Genomic DNA, 21,665 nt, shown 5'->3' on the forward strand with positions numbered 1-21,665 from the left:
AGAGTTAGCGAGGGTCAGCGATCGCCTCAGATGCTGAATCGCTCTGGTGTCCGGCGCGCTGCCTGGCCGCGCTCTCCTTCAGGCCGGCCTTGATGGCGGCCCAGCTTGCCGATGCCGTGTCGGCCGGTGCTGCCTTGCGATGCGCTCCACCAGCGATGATCGCCAGGCGTGATCGTCCGCCATCCTGCGGATCGCGGCGTACCAGCCGGCCTGATCGTTGGAATCGATCGCCGGCATCAGCCCGCCGCTCGCCTCGATCAGCGACGGCGCGGTCGCAGTTTTTTGCGTGCATGTTGCAATCGTGGACAACCTGTAGTAGCAGTTGGCATATTGCTACAGGATTAGGGGGGCAGGGTGTGCGCGGAGCAGTGGTTCATTACGACCAGGATCAAAATTATGGGTACATCAACGGAACCGACGGCAAGCGCTATTTCTTTTCGCGTACCGATCTAAGCCAGGAGATCCCCCTCGTCAGGGGAACGCTCGTCGAGTTCCAGCCGGACGACGGCACGGCCCACAATATAGCCACGGCCGCCTCAATCACACCGTCGTCAAGCACCGGTCCACGGCCAGGCCGACCTGCCGAAAAGGGTTCCACGGGACTGTGGGCCTATTTCGGGCGCACGGTGAGCGTGAACTATTTCAATTTCGATGGACGTGCCCGCCGCAAGGAATTCTGGGCCTTTTGGCTGTGCTTTAATGTTGTGCTGGCGGCGCTTCTTGGCTTCGGGATACTCGTCAATCTGGCCATCAACGGCTTCGGCATCAATGCGGGTAAGAGCTCGATAGGATACCTGCCCGCCCTTATCTTCATGGCGGTATTCGGCCTGTCATGGATTGCGCTGACAGTGCGGCGTCTGCACGACGTCGGCCTGAGCGGCTGGCTTGTCTTGCCCTGCTTCATCCCAATCATCGGTGGAGTGGCCGTGCTGGTCTTGGGGCTAGCGCCGTCTCAGGTCGGTGAAAACCCGTGGGGGCCGGTGCCGGCAGGGGTTGGGGTTTAGAGGCCAGCCCCAAAAGGAAACGAGAATGTTTCTCAGCCGGAGAAACAAGGGTTAACATAGCTGAGATCCGCCGTTCAGCGTCGGAGTTGAAGATTCCGCTTGCATTATAGTCCGCGCACAGATAATCTGTGCACAGATCGATTTATCGATCGGACAAGACGGATGGAGGCAAGATTATGTGGAGCAATGAATACACCGCGATTTCCCCGCTACCGGCTCGCGCCATCTGGAATGCGCTCAAGGCTTTGCATGAAGGCCGCCTGACCTATGAAGGGTCGGATACCTTCGTGCTGCACGGGCCATTCGCCAAAGGCACCCGTGTCTCGGTGACCCCGGTGGGGCAGGACACCTTCGAATCCACCATCGTCGATCTCGTGGAAAACGTCACCTATGCCGACCAAACCTCGTTCGGCGATACGACGCTGCTGTTCCGGCATACGCTGGTGCCGGTCGAAGGCGGCACGCAGGTGACCCACAGGCTCGAAATCTCGGGCCCGTCGGCCGCCGAGGTCGGACCGGAACTCGGGCCGCAGATCAGCGGCGATTTCGACACCTCGATGGCCAGGCTGTTCGAAGAGGCAAAGGAGTTGGCGAACCGTGGCTGACGGACAGGACTTGAATACACGCTTCAAGGGCGGACCTTCGGAGAGCCCCGGCCTGCTGCTCTGGCGAACCACCATGCGCTGGCAGCGCGTCATGACGGCGGCACTGGCGCCGCTCGACCTGACGCATGTCCAGTTCGTGCTCCTGGCCTCGGCCATGTGGCTCGGCCGCGATGGCGAGCCGCCCAACCAGGTGCAACTCGCCGCCCAGGCGGGGACCGAAGTGAAGATGACGTCGGATGTCGTCGCCAGGCTCGAGGCCAAGGGATTGATCGCACGCGAGGCGGACCCCAAGGATTCCCGCGCCAAGGTGATCCGCGTCACTCCAACCGGAGCGGCGGCGGCACAGCGCGCCATCGCCGCCGTAGAGGCCGCCGACGCGGCCTTTTTCGAACCGGTGGACGAGGCGCGGCTCGTCGGCCTGCTGCGGCGGCTGGCCGGCGATATCCGCTGAGGCCGAGCCGCCCGCTTCGGCTAGGCAATTCCAGGAAAAGTGTGAACGGTTTTCCGTCCGGGATTGCGTCAAAACAAAGAGGTAGAGCAGATTGCCGTTTCTGTGAAACGGTGAACTGCTCTAAGCCAGGAACTTGGCGATGATGGCGTCGCCCATCTCGACCGTGCCGACCTCTGTCATGCCTTCGGACATGATGTCCTTCGTCCGCAGACCGGCATCGAGCACGGCGGCGATCGCGCCTTCGAGACGATCGGCCTCCTCGACCATGCCGAATGAATAGCGCAGGCACATGGCGAAGGAGGCGATCATGGCGATCGGGTTGGCGATGCCCTGGCCGGCAATGTCGGGCGCCGAACCGTGTACCGGCTCGTACAGCGCCTTGCGCTTCATGGTCCTGGCATCCGGCGCGCCGAGCGAGGCCGACGGCAGCATGCCGATCGAGCCGGTCAGCATGGCGGCGATGTCGGACAGCATGTCGCCGAACAGATTGTCGGTAACGATGACGTCGAACTGCTTTGGCCAGCGCACCAGCTGCATGCCGCCGGCATCGGCCAGCATGTGGTCGAGCTTGACGTCCGGATAGCGCGCCTTGTGGGTCTGGCTGACGACCTCGTTCCACAGCACGCCCGACTTCATGACGTTGCGCTTTTCCATCGAGGTGACGTGTTTCTTGCGGGTCCGCGCCAATTCGAAGGCGACGCCCGAAATGCGCTCGATCTCGAAAGTATCGTAGACCTGCGTGTCGATGCCGCGCTTCTGGCCGTTGCCGAGATCGATGATCTGCTTGGGCTCGCCGAAATAGACGCCACCGGTCAGCTCGCGCACGATGAGGATGTCGAGGCCTTCGACCACCTCCTGCTTGAGCGAGGAGGAGGCGGCCAGCGCCGGGTAGCAGATGGCGGGGCGCAGATTGGCGAACAGTTCCATGTCCTTGCGCAGCCTCAGCAGGCCGGCTTCGGGGCGCACCTCGTAAGGCACCGCATCCCATTTCGGCCCGCCGACGGCGCCGAATAGCACCGCGTCCGCTGCCATCGCCTTTTCCATGTCGGCATCGGAAATCGCCGCGCCATGCGCGTCGTAGGCGCAGCCGCCGACAAGGCCCTCGTCGGTGACGAAGCCGCTGCCGAGCTTTTCGTTCATGGCCGCGATCAGTTTCTTGACCTCGGCCATCGCCTCGGGGCCGATGCCGTCGCCGGGGAGCAGGAAAAGATGCTTCGTTGCCATGAAAACCGTCCCAGAAAGATTTGAACCGGCGCTTTGCTAAACGCCAAGTGATTGCGGCGCAAGGGGATGACTGGTGCGAAGCACCAATCGCCTTGATCCTTCGCGCCCCCCTCTGGCCTGCCGGCCATCTCCCCCACTTGGGGCGAGATCAGACTTCACGCCGCCTTTCGCAATCTCGAACCTTGCAGGGATGCGCGAGGCGTCGAAACAGCCAATCTCCCCCCAAGCGGGGGAGATGCCCGGCAGGGCAGAGGGGGGCGCTGTCCCGCCGGCGTCTCGCAAGAAACCCGTGGGCGCCTACCGATGCGAAAGGATATTCACCAGCCTGCCGAAGGGATCGCGCACATAGAAGCGCCGAACGCCCCAGGGCTCGTCGGCCGGCCCGTATTCGATGACAAAGCCAGCCTTCTTCATATCGGCAAGCGCCGCGTCCACATCGTCCACCTCGATCGACAGGTCCGGCACCGGCGTGCCGGATCCGCCTTGCGCCATGAAGCTCACCTGCACATGCATCCGCTCCTCGGAGCCATAGGTGGCGATCCAGCCCATGTCCATGAGCAGATCGAGGCCGAGCACGTCATGATAGAAGCGCTTCGCCGCCGCGATATCCTTTGTGGCGATGTTGGTTACGATGCGCCGGACCGCCATCGCTCCGCCCCCTATGCCGTTCGCCGCAGCGCCGTCACCTCGATCTCGATCTTCATTTCAGGCTTGTTGAGCTGGCAGACGATCATCGTCGCCGCCGGCCGGATGTCGCCGAAGGTCTCGCCGAGGATCGGAAAGACCACATCCACGAAGGCCTGGTCGGTGATATAGTAATGCGCCCGCACCACATCAGCCATGTCGAAGCCGCCGTCCTTCAGTGCCTTGCCGATCGTCGCCAGGCAGTTGCGCGTCTGCGCCTCGACCGTTTCCGGCATGGTCATGGTGGCATAGTCGTAGCCGGTCGTCCCGGATACGAAGCACCAGTCGCCCTGCACCACCGCGCGCGAATAGCCGGCAGTCTTTTCGAAAGGCGAGCCGGTGGAGATGAGTTTTCGCATGGAGGACCCCGCAGGTTTGTTCAGGTCATCTTGCAGGCAAGAGGCCGATCCGACCATGGGCCAAGCCGGTCGGAATGTTGTCACCACGTGGCGATACGCAACCTCGGAGATTGGCCAGAGCATCCCCCGCATCGTCATCCTATGGCGAAGCAAGGAGCGGAGCGACGCAGCGCAGACCATAGGATCCGTGCCGTGACATCAAGGCGTTGCCGCGGTTCAGACCCGCTGGGCCCTGTGATCGCGATCACGGCATGGATCCTCGGGTCAAGCCCGAGGATGACGAGCGTGGAGTAGCGAAAAACTAATTCGGCGAGCCCAGCGCCTTGTCCAGCGCTTCCTTCACGTCGGCAGGCCATGTCGTCACCGCCGGCCATGCGTTCGGCTGGCCATTGTCGCCGCGGCGGGCGAAGTAGAGCTTGTGGTTGGCGGGGTCGACCGCCATGAAGCCGTCATTGCCGCCGCAATCATGCGGTACGCAGCCGCTGGCGTAGAAGGCGCCCGAAGCGGTCTTTTCCGTGCCGCCGCCGACCAGCAGGCTGGTCGCCATGTCGGACATATCCTTACCCAGCAGCTTTTCAGCTTCCTTGTAGACGGCCTCATTGTGGAAGGCGTCGATGATGTTGTCGTATTTCGACGGGTCGATATCCTTCCAGTCGGTGCCGGGCTCCGGCATGTAGGTCAGGTTGCCCGATGTGGTCAGCCCCGATGTCGGCGACCATTGCAGCGCCGGCTTCTCATCCCCCGGCAAAAGGTAGGGCACGAAATAGATGGCGTTGTCGGAGACAGCTGCCGGCGGCGCGCCGCATTGGTCCTGCTCGACCGTGGTGGTCTGGATTTTGCCGTCTTTCGGCTTCCAGACGATGAGCTTGGCCGGGCCACATTGATTGCCACCGTCGCCGACATCCACCAGCGCGACGTTGACATCGCCGATCTTGACGATCTTGTCGAAGAAGACGTCGTAGTTGCTGGCGAGCTCCTTGCCGTCGAAAGCCAGCACCTTCTCGCCATACTGTTCCTTCTGGGTGATGGTCAGTTGGCCGCCCTCGAACGGCACCGGCGCCTGCTTGTCGTCGTCGGTAGCGTCGGCGGCGTTCGTTCCCTGGCCGGCGGCCGACTGATCCGTTGCCGGTGCCGGCTGCGCGGCGGGCGTCTGTGTCTGCGCGACCGCGCTGACGGCAGGCGGCAGCAACAAGGCCAGGCCGCAAATGCCGGCAAGAAGCGAACGTGTCATGACTGTCCCTCCCTTCAGTCGCCGCGAACCCGGCCTGGGAGGCCGGGCTATCCGTCCCGGACAGTGCCGCTCAGGCCCAGGGGCGCTGTTCGGCGTTGCGCTTCTCGAACGAAGCGATGGCGCCGGCCTTCTCCATGGTCAGGCCGATGTCGTCGAGCCCATTGAGCATGCAGTGCCGCTTGAACTCGTCGAGGTCGAACTTGACCACGCCGCCGTCGGGACCCCGGATTTCCTTGGCTTCGAGATCGACCGACAGAGTGGCGTTGGAGCCGCGCGAGGCGTCGTCCATCAGCTTCTCCAGGTCCTCGGGGCTGACGGTGATGGGCAGCACGCCGTTCTTGAAGCAGTTGTTGTAGAAGATGTCGGCGAACGAGGTCGAGATGACGCAACGGATGCCGAAATCGAGCAGCGCCCACGGCGCATGCTCGCGGCTCGAACCGCAGCCGAAATTGTCGCCGGCGACGAGGATCTGCGCGTTGCGGTAGGCTGGCTTGTTGAGCACGAAATCCGGGTTTTCCGAACCGTCGTCATTGTAGCGCATTTCGGCGAACAGGCCGGTGCCAAGCCCGGTGCGCTTGATCGTCTTGAGATAATCCTTCGGGATGATCATGTCGGTATCGACATTGACGATCGGCATGGGCGCGGCGACGCCGGTGAGCTTGGTGAATTTTTCCATGGCTTTGGCCCGTGTTTTCGTTGCAAGGGATTTTGTTGAGGTCGGTTTACACAAAGCCGCGGGCAAATAAAAGGCAACTGTTTGTGCGCGCCGGCATTGGGGGTCGCGCAAAAACGGCTTCGAATTCGTGGCCCGGCGGTGCACTCTGGCGCGATGTCGGAAAACTCCCACGTCCTCTACGCCCGTGAAACTGGCCTCGGCGTTGCCGAATTCCGCCGTGTGCTGGTGGACTCCGGCCTCGGCGAGATCCGTCCCGTCGACGACGCACACAGGCTGCAGGCGATGCTGTCGGGTGCCAATCTGGTGCTGACCGCGCGTCTCGACATCGAAGGCAAGCCGCTGATCGGCATGGCCCGCGCCATGACGGACTTCTCCTGGGTTTGTTACATCTCCGATCTCGCCGTCTCGCAAGCCGCGCAAGGGCTTGGCGTCGGCAAGGGCCTGATGGACGAGGCGCGGCGGCAACTCGGCCCCTCCGTCGCCATCAGCCTGGTTTCCGTGCCCGACGCCGCCGGCTTCTACGAGCGCATCGGCATGAAGCGCATGCCGGACGCCTTCTGGTTCTCCCGCGAACGCTGATTTTTCTCCTGTGACCGCATCTGGCCGGCAAAGACGCACGATTTTGCGCTTGACATGCAACCAAATGGTTGCATATTAAAGCCATGAGCATGGATGCCGTCTTTCGCGCCCTGGCCGACCCGACACGCCGGCAATTGCTTGACAGCCTCCATGCCAGGAACGGGCAGACACTGAACGCGCTATGCGCGGAGATGGACATGACACGCCAGGCGGTGACCAAGCATCTGGCGATCCTGGAAGAAGCAAACCTCGTCACCACCATCCGCAAGGGGCGCGAGAAGGAGCACTACCTCAACCCGGTTCCGATCAACGAGATCGCCGAACGCTGGATCGGCAAATTCGAGCGGGGACGGCTGACCGCCCTCAGCGACTTGAAGAAACGCCTTGAAAGGGACGAGCCATGAGCAACGCCTTCGTTTACGTGACCTACATCCGCACCACGCCCGAAAAACTTTGGGAAGCGCTGACCGACCCGGAATTCAACCGGCAGTTCTTCCTCTGCTCCTATCAGGAGAGCGATTGGAAAGTGGGCTCCAGCTGGAAGTTGATCTTTCCCGACGGACGCGTCGCCGACAGTGGCGAGATCCTCGAGATCGACCCGCCGCGGCGCCTCGTCATCAAATGGCGCAATGAATGGATGCCCGAGGTAAAGGAAGACGGCTACACGCGCTGCACCTTCACCATCGAACAGGACGGCGAATTGATGAAGCTTGCCGTCACCCACGAGGCCGATGGGCCGCACAGACTGATCGGGAATGTCGCCAAGGGCTGGCCGCTGGTGCTGGCCAGCCTCAAGAGCCTGCTCGAGACCGGCAAGGGTTTCGAGCGCCCGCCCTCCAAGGCATGAAGGATCATGTCACTACCGAAACAAACTTGTTCGGAGGCTTCCATGATGCACGTTCCCACGGTGCAGAGCATGACCAATGGCGAAACGATCATGGCATCCGCCGAGATAGAAGCGCCTGCGGAACGCATCTTCCGCGCGCTGGTCAGCAGGGAGATCGAGCAATGGTGGGGGTCTGCCGGCACCTACCGGATGGTCCAATGGTCCGCCGACCTTCGCGTCGGCGGCTGCTGGACGGTTGTCGTCCGCACGTCTGACGGCAGCTGCCTGCCGGCGGGCGGCGAATTCCTGGAGATCGAAGCGCCGCGCCGGATCGTGCAGACGCGAGCTTATGCATGGGACCATCCCACGCTTGGCCGGCGGCAAACCACGGTCGCCTGGCTGCTGCAGCCTGTCGCCGCCGGCACGCGGCTCACCATTTGCCATGGCGGTTTTGCCGGCTTGGCGGAAGCCGCTGCCGAGCATGCCGATGGCTGGGCGCGGGTGCTCACTTGGCTGGCGGGATATTTTGACTCGCAAGGGCGTGCGGCTGCTTAAAATAGCGCCCCCCGCAGCGATGCGGTTCTGCCTTGATCTTCACATCGGTCGAGCCACATCACCAGGCATGACAAACCGCAGAACGTTCATAGGCACGGCGGGCTGGGGGATTTCCACGCCATACAAGGATGATTTCCCGCAGTCCGGTTCCCGTCTCGAACGCTATGCCACGCGGCTGCCCATCGTCGAGATCGACACGTCCTTCTACAAGCCACACCGTCGCGAGACCTATGAACGCTGGGCAGGCTCAGTGCCGGAGAATTTTCGCTTTGCCGTGAAGATGCCGAAGACGATAACCCACGAACATCGTCTCGCCGGCTGCGAAACGCTTGCCGATGTCTTTCTCCAGCAGGTCGAAGGCCTCGCCGCAAAGCTGAGCGTGCTATTAGTGCAATTGCCGCCGAGTTTGCCGTTCGAGCCGGACGTCGCGGGCGGTTTCCTCGACATGTTGGAAAAGCGGACCCAGACGAGGCTGGTCTGCGAACCGCGCCATCCCAGCTGGTTCGATGCCGAGGCGGAAGCGCTTCTGGCCGACCGCCGCATCGCGCGTGTCGCCGCCGACCCGGCGCCGGTGCCGGCAGCCGCGGTGCCGGGCGGCTGGCCCGGCCTTGCCTATTTCCGCTGGCATGGCGCGCCGCGCGTCTATTATTCGGACTACGATGCCGAAAGCCTCGCCCGGATCGGCCGACAGGTGCAGGCCGCCGCATCGGGTCCCGAGGTCTGGGGCATCTTCGACAACACGGCCAAGGGACATGCGCTCGGCAACGCTCTCGCTGTCGATGAGATAGTTGCCCCGACTTCAGACTAGGGCGAAGACCTTGGGGCGCCTTGGCAAATCCCGATGATTGTCCCGTGCCTCAGATCACATTCAATTCCCGGAACGCGCGCCCTTCGGCGACACGCTCGTATCCGAACGGCGAGCAATCGATCGTCCGGTAGCCGCCATGGACGATCAATTCGGCCAGCGCCTTGCCGACCGCCGGCGCCTGCTGCAGGCCGTGGCCGGAAAAACCGTTGGCGAAAAGGAAATTGCCGACCTCCGGATGCGGACCGATGACCGCGTTCTGGTCGAGCGTGTTGTAGTCGTAATGCCCAGCCCAGGCGCGGGTCGGCTTGATCGCCTCGAAGGCCGGAATGCGGGTCGCCAGCACCGGCCAGATCACCTCTTCGAACAGCGGCCAGTCGACCTCGAAATCCCCGGGGTTTGCAGGGCCGTCGCCCTCTTCCGACTCGGCGCCGCCGGTGAGATAGACCGAGCCTTCCGGCCTGACATAGATGCCGGAGGGGTCGACCAGCAGCGGCATGTCGGCATATTTCTCACGTGCCTCGAAGACGAAGACATTGCGCTTGCGCGGCTCGACCGGCAGCGCCAGCCCGGCAAGGGCGGCGACCTTGCCGGCATTCGGCCCGGCGGCGTTGACGACAATGCCGGCCTCCAGCGTTTCGCCATTGTCGAGGCTCACGCCGGTAACCTGGTTGCCCTGCCGCACGATGCCGGTGACATCAGCCGTGATGAGATCGATTTTCTTGTCCCGCAGCGCCTTGCGAAACAGCATCAGCATCGCATGCGCGTCGAACCAACCTTCGCCGGTGCGGCCATAGGCGCCCGCGGTGATGCCTTCCGCCGACAGCCAGGGGAAACGACGCGTCAGCTGGCCGGCATCCTCGAAAAGGATGTCGGCGCCTTCGGCGACCTGCGCCTCGTGGTTGGCCTTGAGGATCGGCAGCCCCGCCTCGCCGGCAAGGATGAGATAGCCGCCCTCGCGAAAGCCGATATCGGCATCGGAACCAAAAGTCTCCTTCAGCCGCCGGAACAGCTGCAGCGTGAATTGCGACAGGCGGATGTTTTCGGGAATCGAGAATTGCTGACGGATCGAGGCCATGGATAGCGTCGTCGCGGCATGGGAGAATTGCGGATCGCGTTCGATCAGCGCGATCGAGCCGGAAAACCCTTCCTCACGCAGATAGTAGGCGATCGAGGATCCGACGATGGCCCCGCCGATGATGACGATGTCGTAGCGCACGCTTTATGCCCTTTCCAAGTCGAGCCGCGGATCGAGAAGCTAGGCGGCAGGCAGGATAATCTCGAAGCGCGTGCCGCGCTCGCTGTCAACCAGCCGGATCATACCATCATGCGCTTTCAGGAGGGCCAGCACGATGCCGAGGCCCATGCCGGTGCCACCGGACTCGCGCCGTGTCGTGAAGAACGGCTCGAAGATGCGCGCCCGGTTGCTCGATGAGATGCCGGCGCCGTCGTCGCCGACCAGCAATGTCGCCTTGCCGCCGGCGCTTGCGGCGGTGATCGAAACCAGCGTCGCGCCGTGCCTGGCGGAATTGTCGATGAGATTGCCTAGCACGATTGCCGCGTTTTCGGCCGATATGCGCAAGGTCAGATCGCCGCCCGCCTCGACGCGAACCGCCAGCCTGGTGTCGACAGGAAGCAGCGCCAGCGCCGACCTGACCGAGGTGCTTTCGCCGCTGGGCGCGAGGTTTTCGGCTCGCGCCAGATCGAGCAGGCGCCGGACCAGCAGGTTGAGCCGCCCTGCATCGGTAACGATGTTGTTGGAGAAGCGCCGCCGCTCGGCATCGTCCATCGCCGAGCCGGAATCACGCAGCAGCTCGGCCGCGCCCTGGATCGCCGTCAGCGGCGATTTGAGCTCGTGCGAGACATGGGTGGCGAAGGTCTGGATGCTGTCCGAGCGCGCTTGCAGCTTTTCCGCCATGTCGAGGAAAGCGGCGGAAAGCTCCGCCATTTCGTAGGTGCCGTGATGGTCGAGCGGCCGGATCGCGTCACGCTCGCCGGCGGCGATGCGCTGGGTGCGGTCGATTAGCGCATAGATCGGCCGGCTGACGGCGCGCAGGAACACCAGGCCGATGAGCAGGGTGCCGCCGAGGATGGCGATGGCCGCCAACGTCACCTTGCCGCGCTCGCCATAGAGATGCTTGACGATGTTGTTGGGCGTCCGCGAGACATAGACCACGCCGGCGACATGGCCGTCGACGGCCACGGGCAAAGCGACGAAGACGCGCACCCTGGTGCCGCGGCTGACCGAATAGAGCGGCGGCGCCGGCTGGTCGGAAATGCGCAACCGGAGCGCGCTGGCATAGCGGCCGTCAAGCGCGGCGCGCACCTCCTGGACCTCGGCCAGCGACTGCCCGACCTCGTCGCGCCCGGCGATGACGACGCCCCGGGGATCGAGCAGCCGGAAGCCGGCCAGCGTGGTTTTCTGCGTCGCGTCGAGAATGCCGGACAGGCGCGTGCCGATCGCGGCGAAGGCGGGATCGGCGGTCGCTTGCACAGCCGCCGGCCTTGTCGGAAGCACATAATCCGAAGCGAGATCGAGGCGCGGCTCGATCGGCCGGTATGGCCCGTCGGGATTGGGGTCCCGGCTCGCGCTTCCACCAGCCTGCGGCATCGGCGCGCCGAGCTTGTCCGGTAGAATGCCGGCGTCGCGCACCTCCTGCGCATAGATGGCGGCGATGGCCGCGCCTTGCGCGATCAGCTCCGCCTCGGTCTGGCGGATCAGCTGGTTCTCGTAGAGGCGGAAGAAGAACAGGCCGACCAGCGGCAAGGCCATCACCAGGATCAGGATGGCGACGACGACGGTGGCAAGGCGCGGCCGCCATTTGCGGCCGATCCATTTGCGCGAAGCCGTCAGCCGCATCGGCCGAGCCGGAAGCCGACGCCGTGCACGGTCTCGATGACTTCGGGGCAACCCACCGCCGCCAGCTTGGCGCGGATGTTGCGGATATGGCTGTCGACGGTGCGGTCGGCGACATGGATCTTGCCGGAATAGGCACTGGCCATCACCGCGTCGCGGTGGAGCACATGCGTCGGCCGCGCCAGAAACCCTTTCAGGATCGAGAATTCGATGCCCGTCAGGGCAAGCGGCTTGCCGTCGAAGCTGGCGCTATGACTGGCCGGCGCCAAGGCGAGCTTGCCGTGAGCGAACTCCCTGTCGTCGATCGGTTCGGGCGCCGCCGGGCGGGCGCGGCGCAGGATGACATTGACACGGGCGACCAGCTCGCGCGGGCTGAACGGCTTTGTCACGTAGTCGTCGCCACCCATTTCCAGGCCAAGGATACGGTCTATTTCTTCGTCGCGCGCGGACAGGAACAGCACCGGCACGTCGGAACGCTGCCGCAGCCGCCGGCAGACCTCCAGCCCGTCCATTTCAGGCATGCCGATGTCGAGCACGACGAGGTCGGGCGCGCGCCGCTCGATCGCCTGCAGGGCGGCGGCGCCATCGGCAACCGCAGTCGTCTTCATGCCGGCCTTCTCCAGCGCGAAGCAGATCACTTCGCGGATATGCGGGTCATCGTCGGCGACGAGGATATGATGCGGCATGGATCAGCGGCCCGGCGCGAAGGGTTCGGAAACGGAGGGAATCACAGGTAGGGCCCTGGTGTCGAGATAGAAGAGCAGGCGCCAGTCGCGAAAGCTCCAGGCGCGCCAGTTTTCCAGGGCGCTCCGGTACCATCCCTCGTCGACGCCACGCAGTCTGGCAAGTTCGCGTGTAGCGCCGGCTCCAGCCGTCCTGCCCTGGTGATCGAGGAAACGATCGAGCGCCGGAAACGCGCCCGGGCTGAGCGAGCGCAGGTGCCAGACGTCGAGGGGGACGCCTTGTCCGGTCATTTCTTGTAGGTGGCGATCATTGCCGCGAAATTGATGAAGCAGCAGGCATAAAGCGTCGCCGATAACGTCAGAAGATTGGCGGACGAGAGCCATTCATTGGATTTTCCGAGCGCGATGCGGGCGATGATCAGGGCAAGCCCGGCCGCCACCAGCCCCATCCAGACGAGGCCGCGATAGGCCACAGTACGGCTGCGCCGAGGCGGCCGCCATGGCCCGGCGCGGCGGTGAACAGTGGCGTCATGACCTCTTCCCCAAGGCTTTCGGCCGATTTGCCGGCGGGCATTTGCGGATGAAAGGAATGAGGATCGCCGCAGGCTGCGCGCGTGGCCGCTCGACCAGCCACCAGCCTTCGCTGCGCAGCCGGTAAGGCAGGGACCATGGGAGTTTGACTGGCTTATGCATGCCGCCTGTCTGGCAGGCCGGCGGGGAGGCGGCAGGGCGGATCCGAGGAGGTTTTCGGCAATCGCGTGCAGTTTTCGTGCAGGGGTCGAGGCGACGTTTGTCGTTCGAAAAGCCAAGCAATTGGCTTTTCGTCCGCTGCGCGGTGTGCGCCAGAACGGCGCCGTCAAATGGCGGGGTGCCGAAATCTATGTCTCGGCCACCTTGGCCGGCGAGCCGATCGCCATCGAGGAGACTGAGAATGGCGAATGGGCGATGCGCTTCCATGCCCATCCGCTCGGCTTCATCGACGAAAAGACCATGAAACTGGTTCGCCGCAGCGCCGCGCCACCCCGACCGCTTGGCGCTGCGGCGAACTCATCATGAGGGAGAAAACTGTTACCTATGTATCCGGTTCAAAGTGTTACCCATCTATCGGCTGGACACCGGCAGGGCAATGAGGGGCGGCGCCAACTTCGACGTGGCTGATGCCTGCCTCTCCAGGCTTGCCTCGACCAGCCGCAACCGGCATAGATCGGGCATGACGACCAAACCCTATCGCCCGCGCCGCTCGGTGCTCTACGTCCCGGCCTCCAACGACAAGGCGCTGGCCAAGATCGAGCAGCTTTCCTGCGATGCCGTCATCATCGACCTTGAGGATGCCGTCGCTCCGGCCGACAAGATCGCCGCCCGCGACAGGCTGGCCGGCATTTTCGCCAACCGCCCGTATGCCGACCGGATTGGCCGGCGCCGCGAGATGATCGTGCGCGTCAACGCGCTTTCCAGCGAATGGGGTACCGACGACCTGATGGCCATGGCGAAGGCCGAGCCTGATGGTATTCTGCTGCCCAAGGTCGACACGCCGCGCGACGTGCTCGAGGTTGGCGATGTGCTGGACGACAATTTCGCCCCCGACAGTGTGAAACTATGGGCGATGATCGAAACGCCCAAGGCCATGCTCAATATCGGCGCCATCGCCGAGCTTGGCCGCGATCCCGCCTCGCGGCTGGATTGTTTCGTTGCCGGAACAAACGACCTGATCAAGGATACCGGCGTGCTGGCAACGCCGGACCGCCGCTATCTCATGCCATGGCTGATGCAGATGCTGCTGGCAGCGCGCGCCGGTGGCCTCGACATGCTTGACGGGGTGTTCAACGATTTTCGCGACGCGGAGACCTTCGCTCGGGAATGCGGGGAAGCCGCCGCCATGGGGTTCGACGGCAAGACCTTGATCCACCCGGCGCAGATCGGAGCGGCGAACCGCGCCTTTGCGCCATCCGCCGCGGCGGTGGCCGAGGCCCGCGCGGTGAAGGACGCCTTCGCGCTTGCCGAAAATGCCGGCAAGGGCGTGATCGCGCTGGACGGCAGGATGGTCGAGCGGCTGCATCTGGCGCAGGCCGAAAAACTGCTGGCGAAGGCCGCCGCCATCGGCGCATGATCCGGCTAAGCTGTTCACGACAGGACCTGAACCATGAAACTCTATCGATTTCTGACTGCCCCGGACGACGCCAGCTTCTGCCACAAGGTGACGGCGGCGCTGAACAAGGGCTGGCACCTGTTCGGCTCGCCGACCTACGCCTATGACAAGAAAGCCAAGACGATGCGCTGCGGCCAGGCGGTGGTGAAGGATGTCGACGGTCAGGAGTATGGACCGGACACCAAGCTCAGCGACTGGTAATCGTGCGTGGCGCCGACACAGGCTATGCTGATATTCAGGTCAGGCCGAGTCGAAAATGGTGGTGTCCGAGAACCGGAGCGGAGCGTACTTTCGGGTACGTGGGCACCGGAAGCGCAGGGGACCACCATTTGCAGGCCGGCCTCACCTGAATGTCAGCATAGCCTACTCGGCCGCTTCCTCGATCCGCTCCATATCATCGTCCGACAGGCCGAAATGATGGCCGATCTCGTGGATCAGTACGTGGGTGACGATGTCGCCCAGCGTTTCCTCGTTTTCGGCCCAGTAGTCGAGCATGGCGCGGCGATAGAGCGTGATACGGTTCGGGCCTTCGCCGGTCTGCGGGTTCCAACGCTCGGCGATGCCGCGCCCCTCGAACAGGCCGAGCAGGTCGAACGGCGTTTCCAGCGACAAATCGTCCATGATCTCGTCGGTCGGGAACTCGGCGATCTGGATGACGATCTCACCTGTCAGTTTGCGAAACTCTTCCGGCAGATGGGCATAGGACTCCAGCGCCAGGAACTCCAATTCCTCCATCGAGGGCGAGAACTGGTCGTGCCAGGTACGGGTCTTGTAGATGCGGGCCATGCTTTATCCTTTGATCCCGGCATATAGGCTTTCGGACGGGTCGAGGCAAATCGGCCGGTCGCCACGCCTGTGCCGTGTGGGGCGTAAGGAATAAATTCCTCGTGACTCTGCTTGACTCTTCCGGCCCCCTCTGGAATCTATAGGAACATAACAGGAACAATTGTGAGTGGAAGCTGACCGTCATGGCGACGAACGCCGTGGCGCGGGAGACTGTTTTTGCCCTGCGCCGCCAGATCGCGAAGATCGAGGGAACGCTGCCGGAGCGCCTGCAGGCGCCGGCCGCGGCGCCGCTTGATGCCGACGCCAATGCGATTGCCAAGCCCGATCTCACGCCCGGCGCCGATCTCACCATCGTCCGGCGCGGCAAGGCCGCGGCGTTGCCGGATGCCTTTCTGCCCATTGGTGTCGAGCGCCTCGATGCCGCCCTGAGCGGCGGCCTGCCGAAAGCCGCGCTCAGCGAAATCCATGGCCTGGAAACCCGCGATGCCGGGGCCGTCGCCGGCTTCGCCCTGTCGCTCACCAGCCTGATCCTCAAGCAGGCGCAAGGGCTGCCGGTGCTGTGGATCGGCACCACGGAAATCTTCCGCGAGGCCGGTTTTCCCTATGCCAGGGGGCTGCATGCCTCGTTCGGCATCGAGCCCGGGCAATTGCTGTTTTCCGAGGCGCCAAGGCTTCTCGATGCGCTGTGGGTCGCCGAGGAGGCCGCCCGGATGACGGCGCTCGCCGCCGTCATCCTCGAAATCCGCGGCAATCCGCAGCGGCTGGACCTGACCGCGACGCGCCGGCTGCATGCCAGGGCGATAAGTGCAGGCCGGCCGGTGTTCCTGCTGCGGCAGGCAGCCGAACCCGAACCGACGGCGGCGCCTGTCCGCCTCATCGTCTCGCCGGCGCCGGCCGTGCCGCGCGCCACGGTCGCCGGGCCGCTCGCCGGTTCGATCGGCCGCCCCGCCTTCACCATCAGCATCGGCAAGAGCCGCACGGCCCTGCCTGGACAATTCACACTGGAGTGGAACCCCGATGAACGCGCATTCGAGGAAAGAAGGGGCGAAGAAAGACGGGCCCGGCAATACCGGACAGAGAATCCTGTCCCTGTGGTTTCCCTATCTCGCGGCCGAAAGGATCCTGCGGCAGCGTCTGGGGCGGTCCTGGCGTTCCCGGCCGTCGGCGGATCACCCACCGCTCGTGATCAGCCATCGCCAGGGCAACGCGCAACGCATCTCGGCCCTCGACGAGCGGGCTGAGGCGCTGCACCTGAAGCGTGACATGGGGATTGCCGATGCGCGCGCCATGCATCCGTCGATCGACATCGTCGAAGCCGATCCAGAAGCCGATCGCCGCCTGCTCGAAGGCCTTGCCGACTGGTGCGACCGCTATACCCCGCTGGTGGCGCTGGACGGGGCGGACGGCCTGTTTCTCGACGTCACCGGCTGCACCCATCTGTTCGGCGGCGAACGCGCCATGCTTGACGACATCCTGTCGCGCTTCTTCCATCAGGGTTTCGATGTCCGCGCCGGGCTTGCCCCGACACCGGGGGCGGCCTGGGCGGCGGCACGGTTCTGCGGCGACCGCATCATCGCGGGCGGCGAGGAGGAAGCGCTGCTCGCGCCCTTGCCGCTGGCCGCGCTGCGCATAGCGCCGGAAATCCGCACCAGCCTGGAAAGCGTCGGCCTGCGCACGGCGGGCGCCGTCATGGCCGCCCCGCGCGCGCCGCTCGCCCGCCGCTTCGGCGCCTCCTTGCTTTTGCGGCTCGACCAGGCGCTTGGCCGCCTCGACGAGGCGGTCTCGCCGCGCCTGCCCGTCGCGCCGCTTTCGGTCGAACGGCATCTCGCCGAGCCTGTCACCCTGACCGAGGACATCGAACGGCTGGTGGGCCTGCTGGCGACGACCCTGAAGACCGATCTCGAGCGCCGTGGCGAGGGCGCTCGCTCGCTGGCGCTGCTGCTGTTTCGCGTCGACGGCGCCGTCAGCCGCATCGCCTTGGGCACCTCGCGGCCGATGCGCGAACCCATGCTGATCCAGAAACTGTTCCATGAAAGGCTGGCCGCGCTCGAGCAGGACATCGATGCCGGCTATGGCTTCGACCTGGTGCGGCTTTCCGTACTGGCCGCCGCCGCTTTCGACATGCCGCAGACCGATCTGACAGGCGAGACGACCGATGACGGTGCCGACATCGCGCTGTTCGCCGACCGCATCCGCGCCCGGCTGGGCGAGGGCGCGATCCTGCGGCCGGTCGCCGTCGAAAGCCATCTGCCGGAACGCGCCGTCGCCATCATCCCTTTCACCGAGGCGCCGCGCCGGACCACGCCACCGAAGAGACCGGATAGGATGCAGGCGCCGATGACCATCTTCCCGCCGGAGCGGCCAATCCGGCTGTTCCGCGCGCCCGAGCCCATCGAGGTGCCGGCCACCGAAATGCCCGAGGGGCCGCCGCTGCACTTCCGCTGGCGCCGTGCGCTCTACCGGGTGACGCGTGCCGAAGGGCCGGAACGCATCGCCGCCGAATGGTGGCGCGCGGCGCCGAGCGACGCTGCGATATCGACACGCGACTATTTCCGCATCGAGGATGCCGACGGCCGCCGCTACTGGCTCTACCGGCAAGGCCTTTACGGCGGCGTCTCGCGGATCGCGCCGCGCTGGTTCATGCATGGGGTCTTCGCATGAACGCGCTGACCGTCATCCCCTATGCCGAGTTCGGCATCCAGTCGAATTTCTCCTTCCTGCGCGGCGCCTCCAAGCCGGAGGAACTGGTGGTCGCGGCCAAGCTCCTGGGCTTCTCCGCGATCGGCCTTGCCGACCGCAACACGGTGGCCGGCGTGGTGCGCGCCTGGCAGCAGGCCAAGGTCGAAAAGCTCGCCTACCATCCCGGCTGCCGGCTGGTCTTTGGCGACGGCACGCCCGACATTCTCGCCTATCCCAGGGACCGCGCGGGCTGGGGCCATCTGTGCCGCATGCTCACCCAAGCCAATCTGCGCGACGAGACCGAAAAAGGCGCCACCCTTCTCCAGCGCGGCGATCTGCTCGAATGGGGAGACCGGATATCGCTGGCGGTCCTGCCGGATCTGGCGGCGGGCGGAGAAGACAGCCTCGCTTTGCTCCGCCAGCTCAAGGACCGCTTCGGCAGGGCCCTGCGCCTTGGCGTCTCGCCCTGTTATGCGGGCAATGACCGTTTCCGGATCGAGCAGGCGGCGGCGCTTGCCGAGGCTGCCGGCATCCCGCTGATGGCGACCAACGACGTCCTTTACCACACGGCGGAACGCCGCCCACTGCAGGACGTGCTGACCGCGATCCGTCTCAACACGCCGGTGGCCGAAGTCGGGCTGCAACTCACCGCCAATGCCGAGCGTCACCTCAAGCCGCCGCTGGAGATGGCCCGCCTGTTCCGCCGCCATCCGCAGGCGCTGGCCGAGACCTTGCGGTTCGCGGAAGAACTCACCTTCTCGCTCAGCGACCTCCAGTACAATTACCCCGACGAGCCGACGGAATCGGGCCTTGGCCCGCAGGCCGAGCTGGAAAGGCTGGCGCGGGAAGGTGCGGCCAGGCGCTTCCCCGGCGGTGTCCCCGCCAGCGTCTTGCAACGCATTCAGGAAGAACTCGCTCTCATCGAACGCCTGAACTACGCGCGCTACTTCCTGACCGTCCACGACATCATAAAATTCGCCCGTAGCCAGAACATCCTCTGCCAGGGACGCGGCTCCGCCGCCAATTCCATCATCTGCTTCTGCATCGGCATCACCGAGGTAGGCCCGGACAAGATTGACACACTCTTCGAGCGCTTCATTTCCGAGGAGCGCAACGAGCCGCCCGATATCGACGTCGACTTCGAGCATGAGCGGCGCGAAGAGGTCATGCAGTACATCTATACGAAATACAGCGCCAAGCGTACCGCGCTCGCCGCCGCCGTCATCAGCTATCGCGGCCGTTCGGCGCTGCGCGAAGTCTCCAAGGCAATGGGCCTGTCGGAGGATGTCAGGGCGTCCCTGTCCGGATCGATCTGGGGCTGGTCGACATCCGAGCTTGGCGAAAAGGAAGCCCGGGCCGGCGGCCTTGACCGGAGCGATCCCGTATCGCGGCATGTGATGGAACGCGCCAACGAGATCATGGGCTTTCCCCGCCATCTCTCTCAGCATGTCGGCGGCTTCGTCATCACCAGGGACCGGCTCGACGAGATCGTCCCCATCATCAAGACGGCGATGGACGAGCGCAAGATGGTCGAATGGGACAAGGACGACCTCGACGCGGTGAAGATCCTCAAGGTCGATATTCTGGCGCTGGGCATGCTGACCTGCCTGCAGCGTGCCTTCACTTTGCTCACGGACCATTATCCGAAGGCGCGGGATGACTATGGCCAACCCTATGTGCTGGCCACCCTGCCGCCGGAAGACAGACGCGTCTATGACATGATCGGCCGCGCCGACACGCTTGGTGTCTTCCAGATCGAATCGCGCGCCCAGATGTCGATGCTGCCAAGGCTCAAGCCAAAGGATTTCTACGACCTCGTTATCGAGGTGGCGATCGTCCGGCCCGGCCCTATCCAGGGCGACATGGTCCATCCCTATCTGCGCCGCCGGCAGGGCAAGGAAGCAGCTGAATATCAAAAGCCAGAATTAGAAGCGATCCTTGGCAGGACGCTGGGCGTACCGCTGTTCCAGGAACAGGCCATGAAGATCGCCATCGTCGCCGGCGGCTTCAAACCGGGCGAAGCCGACGAATTGCGCCGCGCCATGGCCACCTTCAAGCGCACCGGCACCATCGGCAATTACCGCCAGCGCATGATCGAGGGTATGGTCGGCAAGGGCTACACGAAGGAGTTCGCCGAGCGCTGCTTCAGGCAGATCGAGGGTTTTGGCGAATATGGCTTTCCCGAGAGCCATGCCGCCTCCTTTGCGCTCCTCGTCTATGCCTCATGCTGGTTCAAGACCTTCTATCCCGACGTGTTCTGCGCCGCGATCCTGAACTCGCAGCCGATGGGGTTTTATCAGCCGGCGCAGCTGGTGCGCGACGCGCGCGACCACGGCGTCGAGATCCGCGAGGTCGACGTCAATTTCTCCGTCTGGGACTGCACCCTGGAAAAAGCACCTTTCGATCCGGCCCGCATCCTGCCGCGCCATGCCGAAATGCGCGGTGTCATCGAGGCGGATCATGCGGTGCGGCTCGGCTTCCGGCAGATCAAGGGACTTTCCAAGGAACGCATGGAGGCCTTCGTCGCGCGGCGCGGTGCAGGCTACGAAACCGTCCGGGACGTCTGGCTGCGCTCCGGCCTCGATGTCGGCGAGATCGAGAGGCTGGCGCAGGCCGATGCCTTCCGCTCGCTCGGCCTCGACCGCCGTGCCGCGCTTTGGCAGGTGCGTGCGCTCGACGGCAAGAGTGCGGCCGAAAAACTGCCGCTGTTCGACCAGTCGGCGCTGCGCCTGCGCGAACTGGAACCCGAGACGAAGCTGCCCAAAATGCCGCTCGGCGAGCATGTCATCCACGACTACCGCTCGCTGGGCCTGTCGCTGAAGGCGCATCCGGTCGCCTTCCTGCGCGAGCGGCTCGACCAGGCCGGCATCATCCCCAACGCCAACCTGCCTTCCGTGCGCGACGGCAGGCGGGTTTCTGTTGCCGGTCTCGTGCTGGTGCGCCAGCGCCCCGGCAAGGGCAATGCGATCTTCCTGACGCTGGAAGACGACAAGGCTGTCGCCAATGTCATTTTCTGGGAGAGAACCTTTACCCGCTTCCGGCCCATCGTCATGGGCGCGCGCTTCGTGAAGGTCAGCGGGAAATTGCAGTCGGAATCCGGTGTCGTCCATATCGTCGCGGAAAAGATCGAGGATTTGACACCCTGGCTGACCGTGCTGCTGGAGAAAGTCAGCGCGGCCGGCCCGCCTGCCACACGACACGCCTCCGGGGAAGGTCCGGATCGCTCCAGCCAACCCGCACTACGGAACGCGCCGGTCGGCCAGGACCTGGCAATGCTGTCGGAAGAAGCGGAAAGGGTCATGCCCAAGGGGCGCAATTTTCAGTAGCCTTACCTTCGTCATCCACGGGCGGAGCAGGAGCGAAGCGACGTTGCGGAGACCCGAGGATCCATGCCGTGACGTCTGGTAAAGAATGCCACGGTCCAGCATGGCTTCCTGAGAGGAAAGGCACCCGGCCTTGGCCCGCTTTCACATGTCACCTGTGTCGCGGCATGGATTTCAGGGTCTTCGCCACGC

26 protein-coding genes are annotated in these 21,665 nt (G+C 64.4%); 14 read left to right on the top strand and 12 right to left on the bottom strand.

What is annotated here, in order from left to right; all coding sequences use genetic code 11:
* Nucleotides 1-4 precede the first annotated feature (4 nt).
* The gene (locus FJ958_RS05360; protein ID WP_246679494.1) at nucleotides 5-292 is read right to left on the bottom strand and encodes a hypothetical protein; all 288 of its coding nucleotides are present in this window, start codon (nucleotides 290-292) and stop codon (nucleotides 5-7) included.
* A 76-nt stretch (nucleotides 293-368) separates the two neighbouring features.
* Between FJ958_RS05360 and FJ958_RS05365 the strand changes: the two genes are divergently transcribed.
* The 3 genes from FJ958_RS05365 to FJ958_RS05375 all read left to right on the top strand — a co-directional run bounded on the left by FJ958_RS05365 (nucleotide 369) and on the right by FJ958_RS05375 (nucleotide 2,060).
* A complete protein-coding gene (locus FJ958_RS05365; RefSeq protein WP_246679495.1) occupies nucleotides 369-1,004 on the top strand; it encodes a DUF805 domain-containing protein in 636 nt (211 codons plus the stop codon).
* A 176-nt stretch (nucleotides 1,005-1,180) separates the two neighbouring features.
* Nucleotides 1,181-1,609 (top strand): polyketide cyclase, encoded by a 429-nt coding sequence (locus tag FJ958_RS05370; RefSeq protein WP_140740375.1) that lies wholly within the window; start codon nucleotides 1,181-1,183, stop codon nucleotides 1,607-1,609.
* Nucleotides 1,602-2,060: a MarR family winged helix-turn-helix transcriptional regulator gene (locus FJ958_RS05375; RefSeq protein ID WP_140740378.1), complete on the top strand. Its 459-nt coding sequence runs from the start codon at nucleotides 1,602-1,604 to the stop codon at nucleotides 2,058-2,060. Before FJ958_RS05370 ends, FJ958_RS05375 begins: the two co-directional genes overlap by 8 nt.
* A gap of 120 nt (nucleotides 2,061-2,180) precedes the next feature.
* On the opposite strand, the gene leuB is transcribed toward FJ958_RS05375, so the two are convergent.
* The 5 genes from leuB to leuD form a co-directional block, all read right to left on the bottom strand.
* The gene (gene leuB, locus FJ958_RS05380; RefSeq protein WP_140740381.1) at nucleotides 2,181-3,284 is read right to left on the bottom strand and encodes a 3-isopropylmalate dehydrogenase; all 1,104 of its coding nucleotides are present in this window, start codon (nucleotides 3,282-3,284) and stop codon (nucleotides 2,181-2,183) included.
* A 297-nt stretch (nucleotides 3,285-3,581) separates the two neighbouring features.
* A complete protein-coding gene (locus tag FJ958_RS05390; RefSeq protein ID WP_140740382.1) occupies nucleotides 3,582-3,932 on the bottom strand; it encodes a VOC family protein in 351 nt (116 codons plus the stop codon).
* Nucleotides 3,933-3,943: 11 nt separating this feature from the next.
* Entirely contained in the window at nucleotides 3,944-4,327 is a 384-nt protein-coding gene (locus FJ958_RS05395; protein ID WP_140740383.1) for a RidA family protein, read from the bottom strand.
* Nucleotides 4,328-4,628: 301 nt separating this feature from the next.
* The gene (locus FJ958_RS05400) at nucleotides 4,629-5,558 is read right to left on the bottom strand and encodes a hypothetical protein (protein ID WP_140740384.1); all 930 of its coding nucleotides are present in this window, start codon (nucleotides 5,556-5,558) and stop codon (nucleotides 4,629-4,631) included.
* A gap of 70 nt (nucleotides 5,559-5,628) precedes the next feature.
* On the bottom strand, nucleotides 5,629-6,234 hold the full coding sequence (gene leuD / locus FJ958_RS05405) for a 3-isopropylmalate dehydratase small subunit (RefSeq protein ID WP_140740385.1): 606 nt from the start codon (nucleotides 6,232-6,234) through the stop codon (nucleotides 5,629-5,631).
* Between the two features lie 153 nt (nucleotides 6,235-6,387).
* Here leuD and FJ958_RS05410 point away from each other — a divergent pair, with 153 nt between their 5' ends.
* From FJ958_RS05410 to FJ958_RS05430, 5 genes are all read left to right on the top strand, one after another.
* A complete protein-coding gene (locus tag FJ958_RS05410) occupies nucleotides 6,388-6,813 on the top strand; it encodes a GNAT family N-acetyltransferase (RefSeq protein ID WP_140740386.1) in 426 nt (141 codons plus the stop codon).
* Nucleotides 6,814-6,902: 89 nt separating this feature from the next.
* Nucleotides 6,903-7,217: a metalloregulator ArsR/SmtB family transcription factor gene (locus tag FJ958_RS05415; protein WP_140740799.1), complete on the top strand. Its 315-nt coding sequence runs from the start codon at nucleotides 6,903-6,905 to the stop codon at nucleotides 7,215-7,217.
* Entirely contained in the window at nucleotides 7,214-7,660 is a 447-nt protein-coding gene (locus FJ958_RS05420; RefSeq protein ID WP_140740387.1) for an SRPBCC family protein, read from the top strand. Before FJ958_RS05415 ends, FJ958_RS05420 begins: the two co-directional genes overlap by 4 nt.
* A 42-nt stretch (nucleotides 7,661-7,702) precedes the next feature.
* The gene (locus FJ958_RS05425; RefSeq protein ID WP_140740389.1) at nucleotides 7,703-8,194 is read left to right on the top strand and encodes an SRPBCC domain-containing protein; all 492 of its coding nucleotides are present in this window, start codon (nucleotides 7,703-7,705) and stop codon (nucleotides 8,192-8,194) included.
* Nucleotides 8,195-8,261: 67 nt separating this feature from the next.
* Nucleotides 8,262-9,002 carry a DUF72 domain-containing protein gene (locus tag FJ958_RS05430; protein ID WP_140740391.1) on the top strand — a complete coding sequence of 247 codons (741 nt, stop codon included), beginning with the start codon at nucleotides 8,262-8,264 and terminating at the stop codon, nucleotides 9,000-9,002.
* Nucleotides 9,003-9,051: 49 nt separating this feature from the next.
* Here FJ958_RS05430 and FJ958_RS05435 read toward each other — a convergent pair whose 3' ends face one another.
* Genes FJ958_RS05435 through FJ958_RS32525 form a run of 5 tightly spaced genes read right to left on the bottom strand, consistent with a single transcriptional unit; the run spans nucleotide 9,052 to nucleotide 13,012 of the window.
* Complete coding sequence (locus FJ958_RS05435) at nucleotides 9,052-10,218, bottom strand: FAD-binding oxidoreductase (RefSeq protein ID WP_140740393.1); 1,167 nt, start codon at nucleotides 10,216-10,218, stop codon at nucleotides 9,052-9,054.
* Between the two features lie 39 nt (nucleotides 10,219-10,257).
* Nucleotides 10,258-11,859, bottom strand: a complete 1,602-nt coding sequence (locus FJ958_RS05440) for an ATP-binding protein (RefSeq protein WP_140740395.1) — start codon at nucleotides 11,857-11,859, stop codon at nucleotides 10,258-10,260.
* A complete protein-coding gene (locus FJ958_RS05445) occupies nucleotides 11,850-12,542 on the bottom strand; it encodes a response regulator transcription factor (protein ID WP_140740397.1) in 693 nt (230 codons plus the stop codon). Before FJ958_RS05445 ends, FJ958_RS05440 begins: the two co-directional genes overlap by 10 nt.
* Nucleotides 12,543-12,545: 3 nt before the next feature.
* Complete coding sequence (locus tag FJ958_RS32520) at nucleotides 12,546-12,830, bottom strand: hypothetical protein (RefSeq protein WP_348642192.1); 285 nt, start codon at nucleotides 12,828-12,830, stop codon at nucleotides 12,546-12,548.
* A complete protein-coding gene (locus FJ958_RS32525) occupies nucleotides 12,827-13,012 on the bottom strand; it encodes a DUF4153 domain-containing protein (RefSeq protein WP_348642193.1) in 186 nt (61 codons plus the stop codon). Before FJ958_RS32525 ends, FJ958_RS32520 begins: the two co-directional genes overlap by 4 nt.
* A 340-nt stretch (nucleotides 13,013-13,352) precedes the next feature.
* Between FJ958_RS32525 and FJ958_RS05455 the strand changes: the two genes are divergently transcribed.
* The 3 genes from FJ958_RS05455 (at nucleotide 13,353) to FJ958_RS05465 (ending at nucleotide 14,886) form a co-directional block, all read left to right on the top strand.
* On the top strand, nucleotides 13,353-13,595 hold the full coding sequence (locus FJ958_RS05455) for a hypothetical protein (RefSeq protein WP_246679497.1): 243 nt from the start codon (nucleotides 13,353-13,355) through the stop codon (nucleotides 13,593-13,595).
* Nucleotides 13,596-13,749: 154 nt separating this feature from the next.
* Nucleotides 13,750-14,646, top strand: coding sequence for a CoA ester lyase (locus FJ958_RS05460; protein ID WP_181176303.1), 897 nt, complete (start codon nucleotides 13,750-13,752; stop codon nucleotides 14,644-14,646).
* Nucleotides 14,647-14,679: 33 nt separating this feature from the next.
* Complete coding sequence (locus FJ958_RS05465; RefSeq protein WP_027145959.1) at nucleotides 14,680-14,886, top strand: DUF1737 domain-containing protein; 207 nt, start codon at nucleotides 14,680-14,682, stop codon at nucleotides 14,884-14,886.
* Nucleotides 14,887-15,048: 162 nt separating this feature from the next.
* Here the strand turns inward: FJ958_RS05465 and FJ958_RS05470 are convergent, their stop codons facing one another.
* The gene (locus FJ958_RS05470) at nucleotides 15,049-15,471 is read right to left on the bottom strand and encodes a metallopeptidase family protein (protein WP_140610249.1); all 423 of its coding nucleotides are present in this window, start codon (nucleotides 15,469-15,471) and stop codon (nucleotides 15,049-15,051) included.
* A gap of 182 nt (nucleotides 15,472-15,653) precedes the next feature.
* Between FJ958_RS05470 and FJ958_RS31915 the strand changes: the two genes are divergently transcribed.
* Genes FJ958_RS31915 through FJ958_RS05485 form a run of 3 tightly spaced genes read left to right on the top strand, consistent with a single transcriptional unit; the run spans nucleotide 15,654 to nucleotide 21,476 of the window.
* On the top strand, nucleotides 15,654-16,712 hold the full coding sequence (locus FJ958_RS31915; RefSeq protein ID WP_140740402.1) for a hypothetical protein: 1,059 nt from the start codon (nucleotides 15,654-15,656) through the stop codon (nucleotides 16,710-16,712).
* Entirely contained in the window at nucleotides 16,654-18,132 is a 1,479-nt protein-coding gene (locus FJ958_RS05480) for a DNA polymerase Y family protein (RefSeq protein WP_246679500.1), read from the top strand. Before FJ958_RS31915 ends, FJ958_RS05480 begins: the two co-directional genes overlap by 59 nt.
* Nucleotides 18,129-21,476, top strand: a complete 3,348-nt coding sequence (locus FJ958_RS05485; RefSeq protein ID WP_140740404.1) for an error-prone DNA polymerase — start codon at nucleotides 18,129-18,131, stop codon at nucleotides 21,474-21,476. The genes FJ958_RS05480 and FJ958_RS05485 overlap by 4 nt, the downstream gene beginning before the upstream one ends.
* The last annotated feature ends 189 nt before the right edge of the window (nucleotides 21,477-21,665 follow it).

Source organism: Mesorhizobium sp. B2-3-5 (assembly GCF_006442395.1).
Taxonomy (GTDB): domain Bacteria; phylum Pseudomonadota; class Alphaproteobacteria; order Rhizobiales; family Rhizobiaceae; genus Mesorhizobium.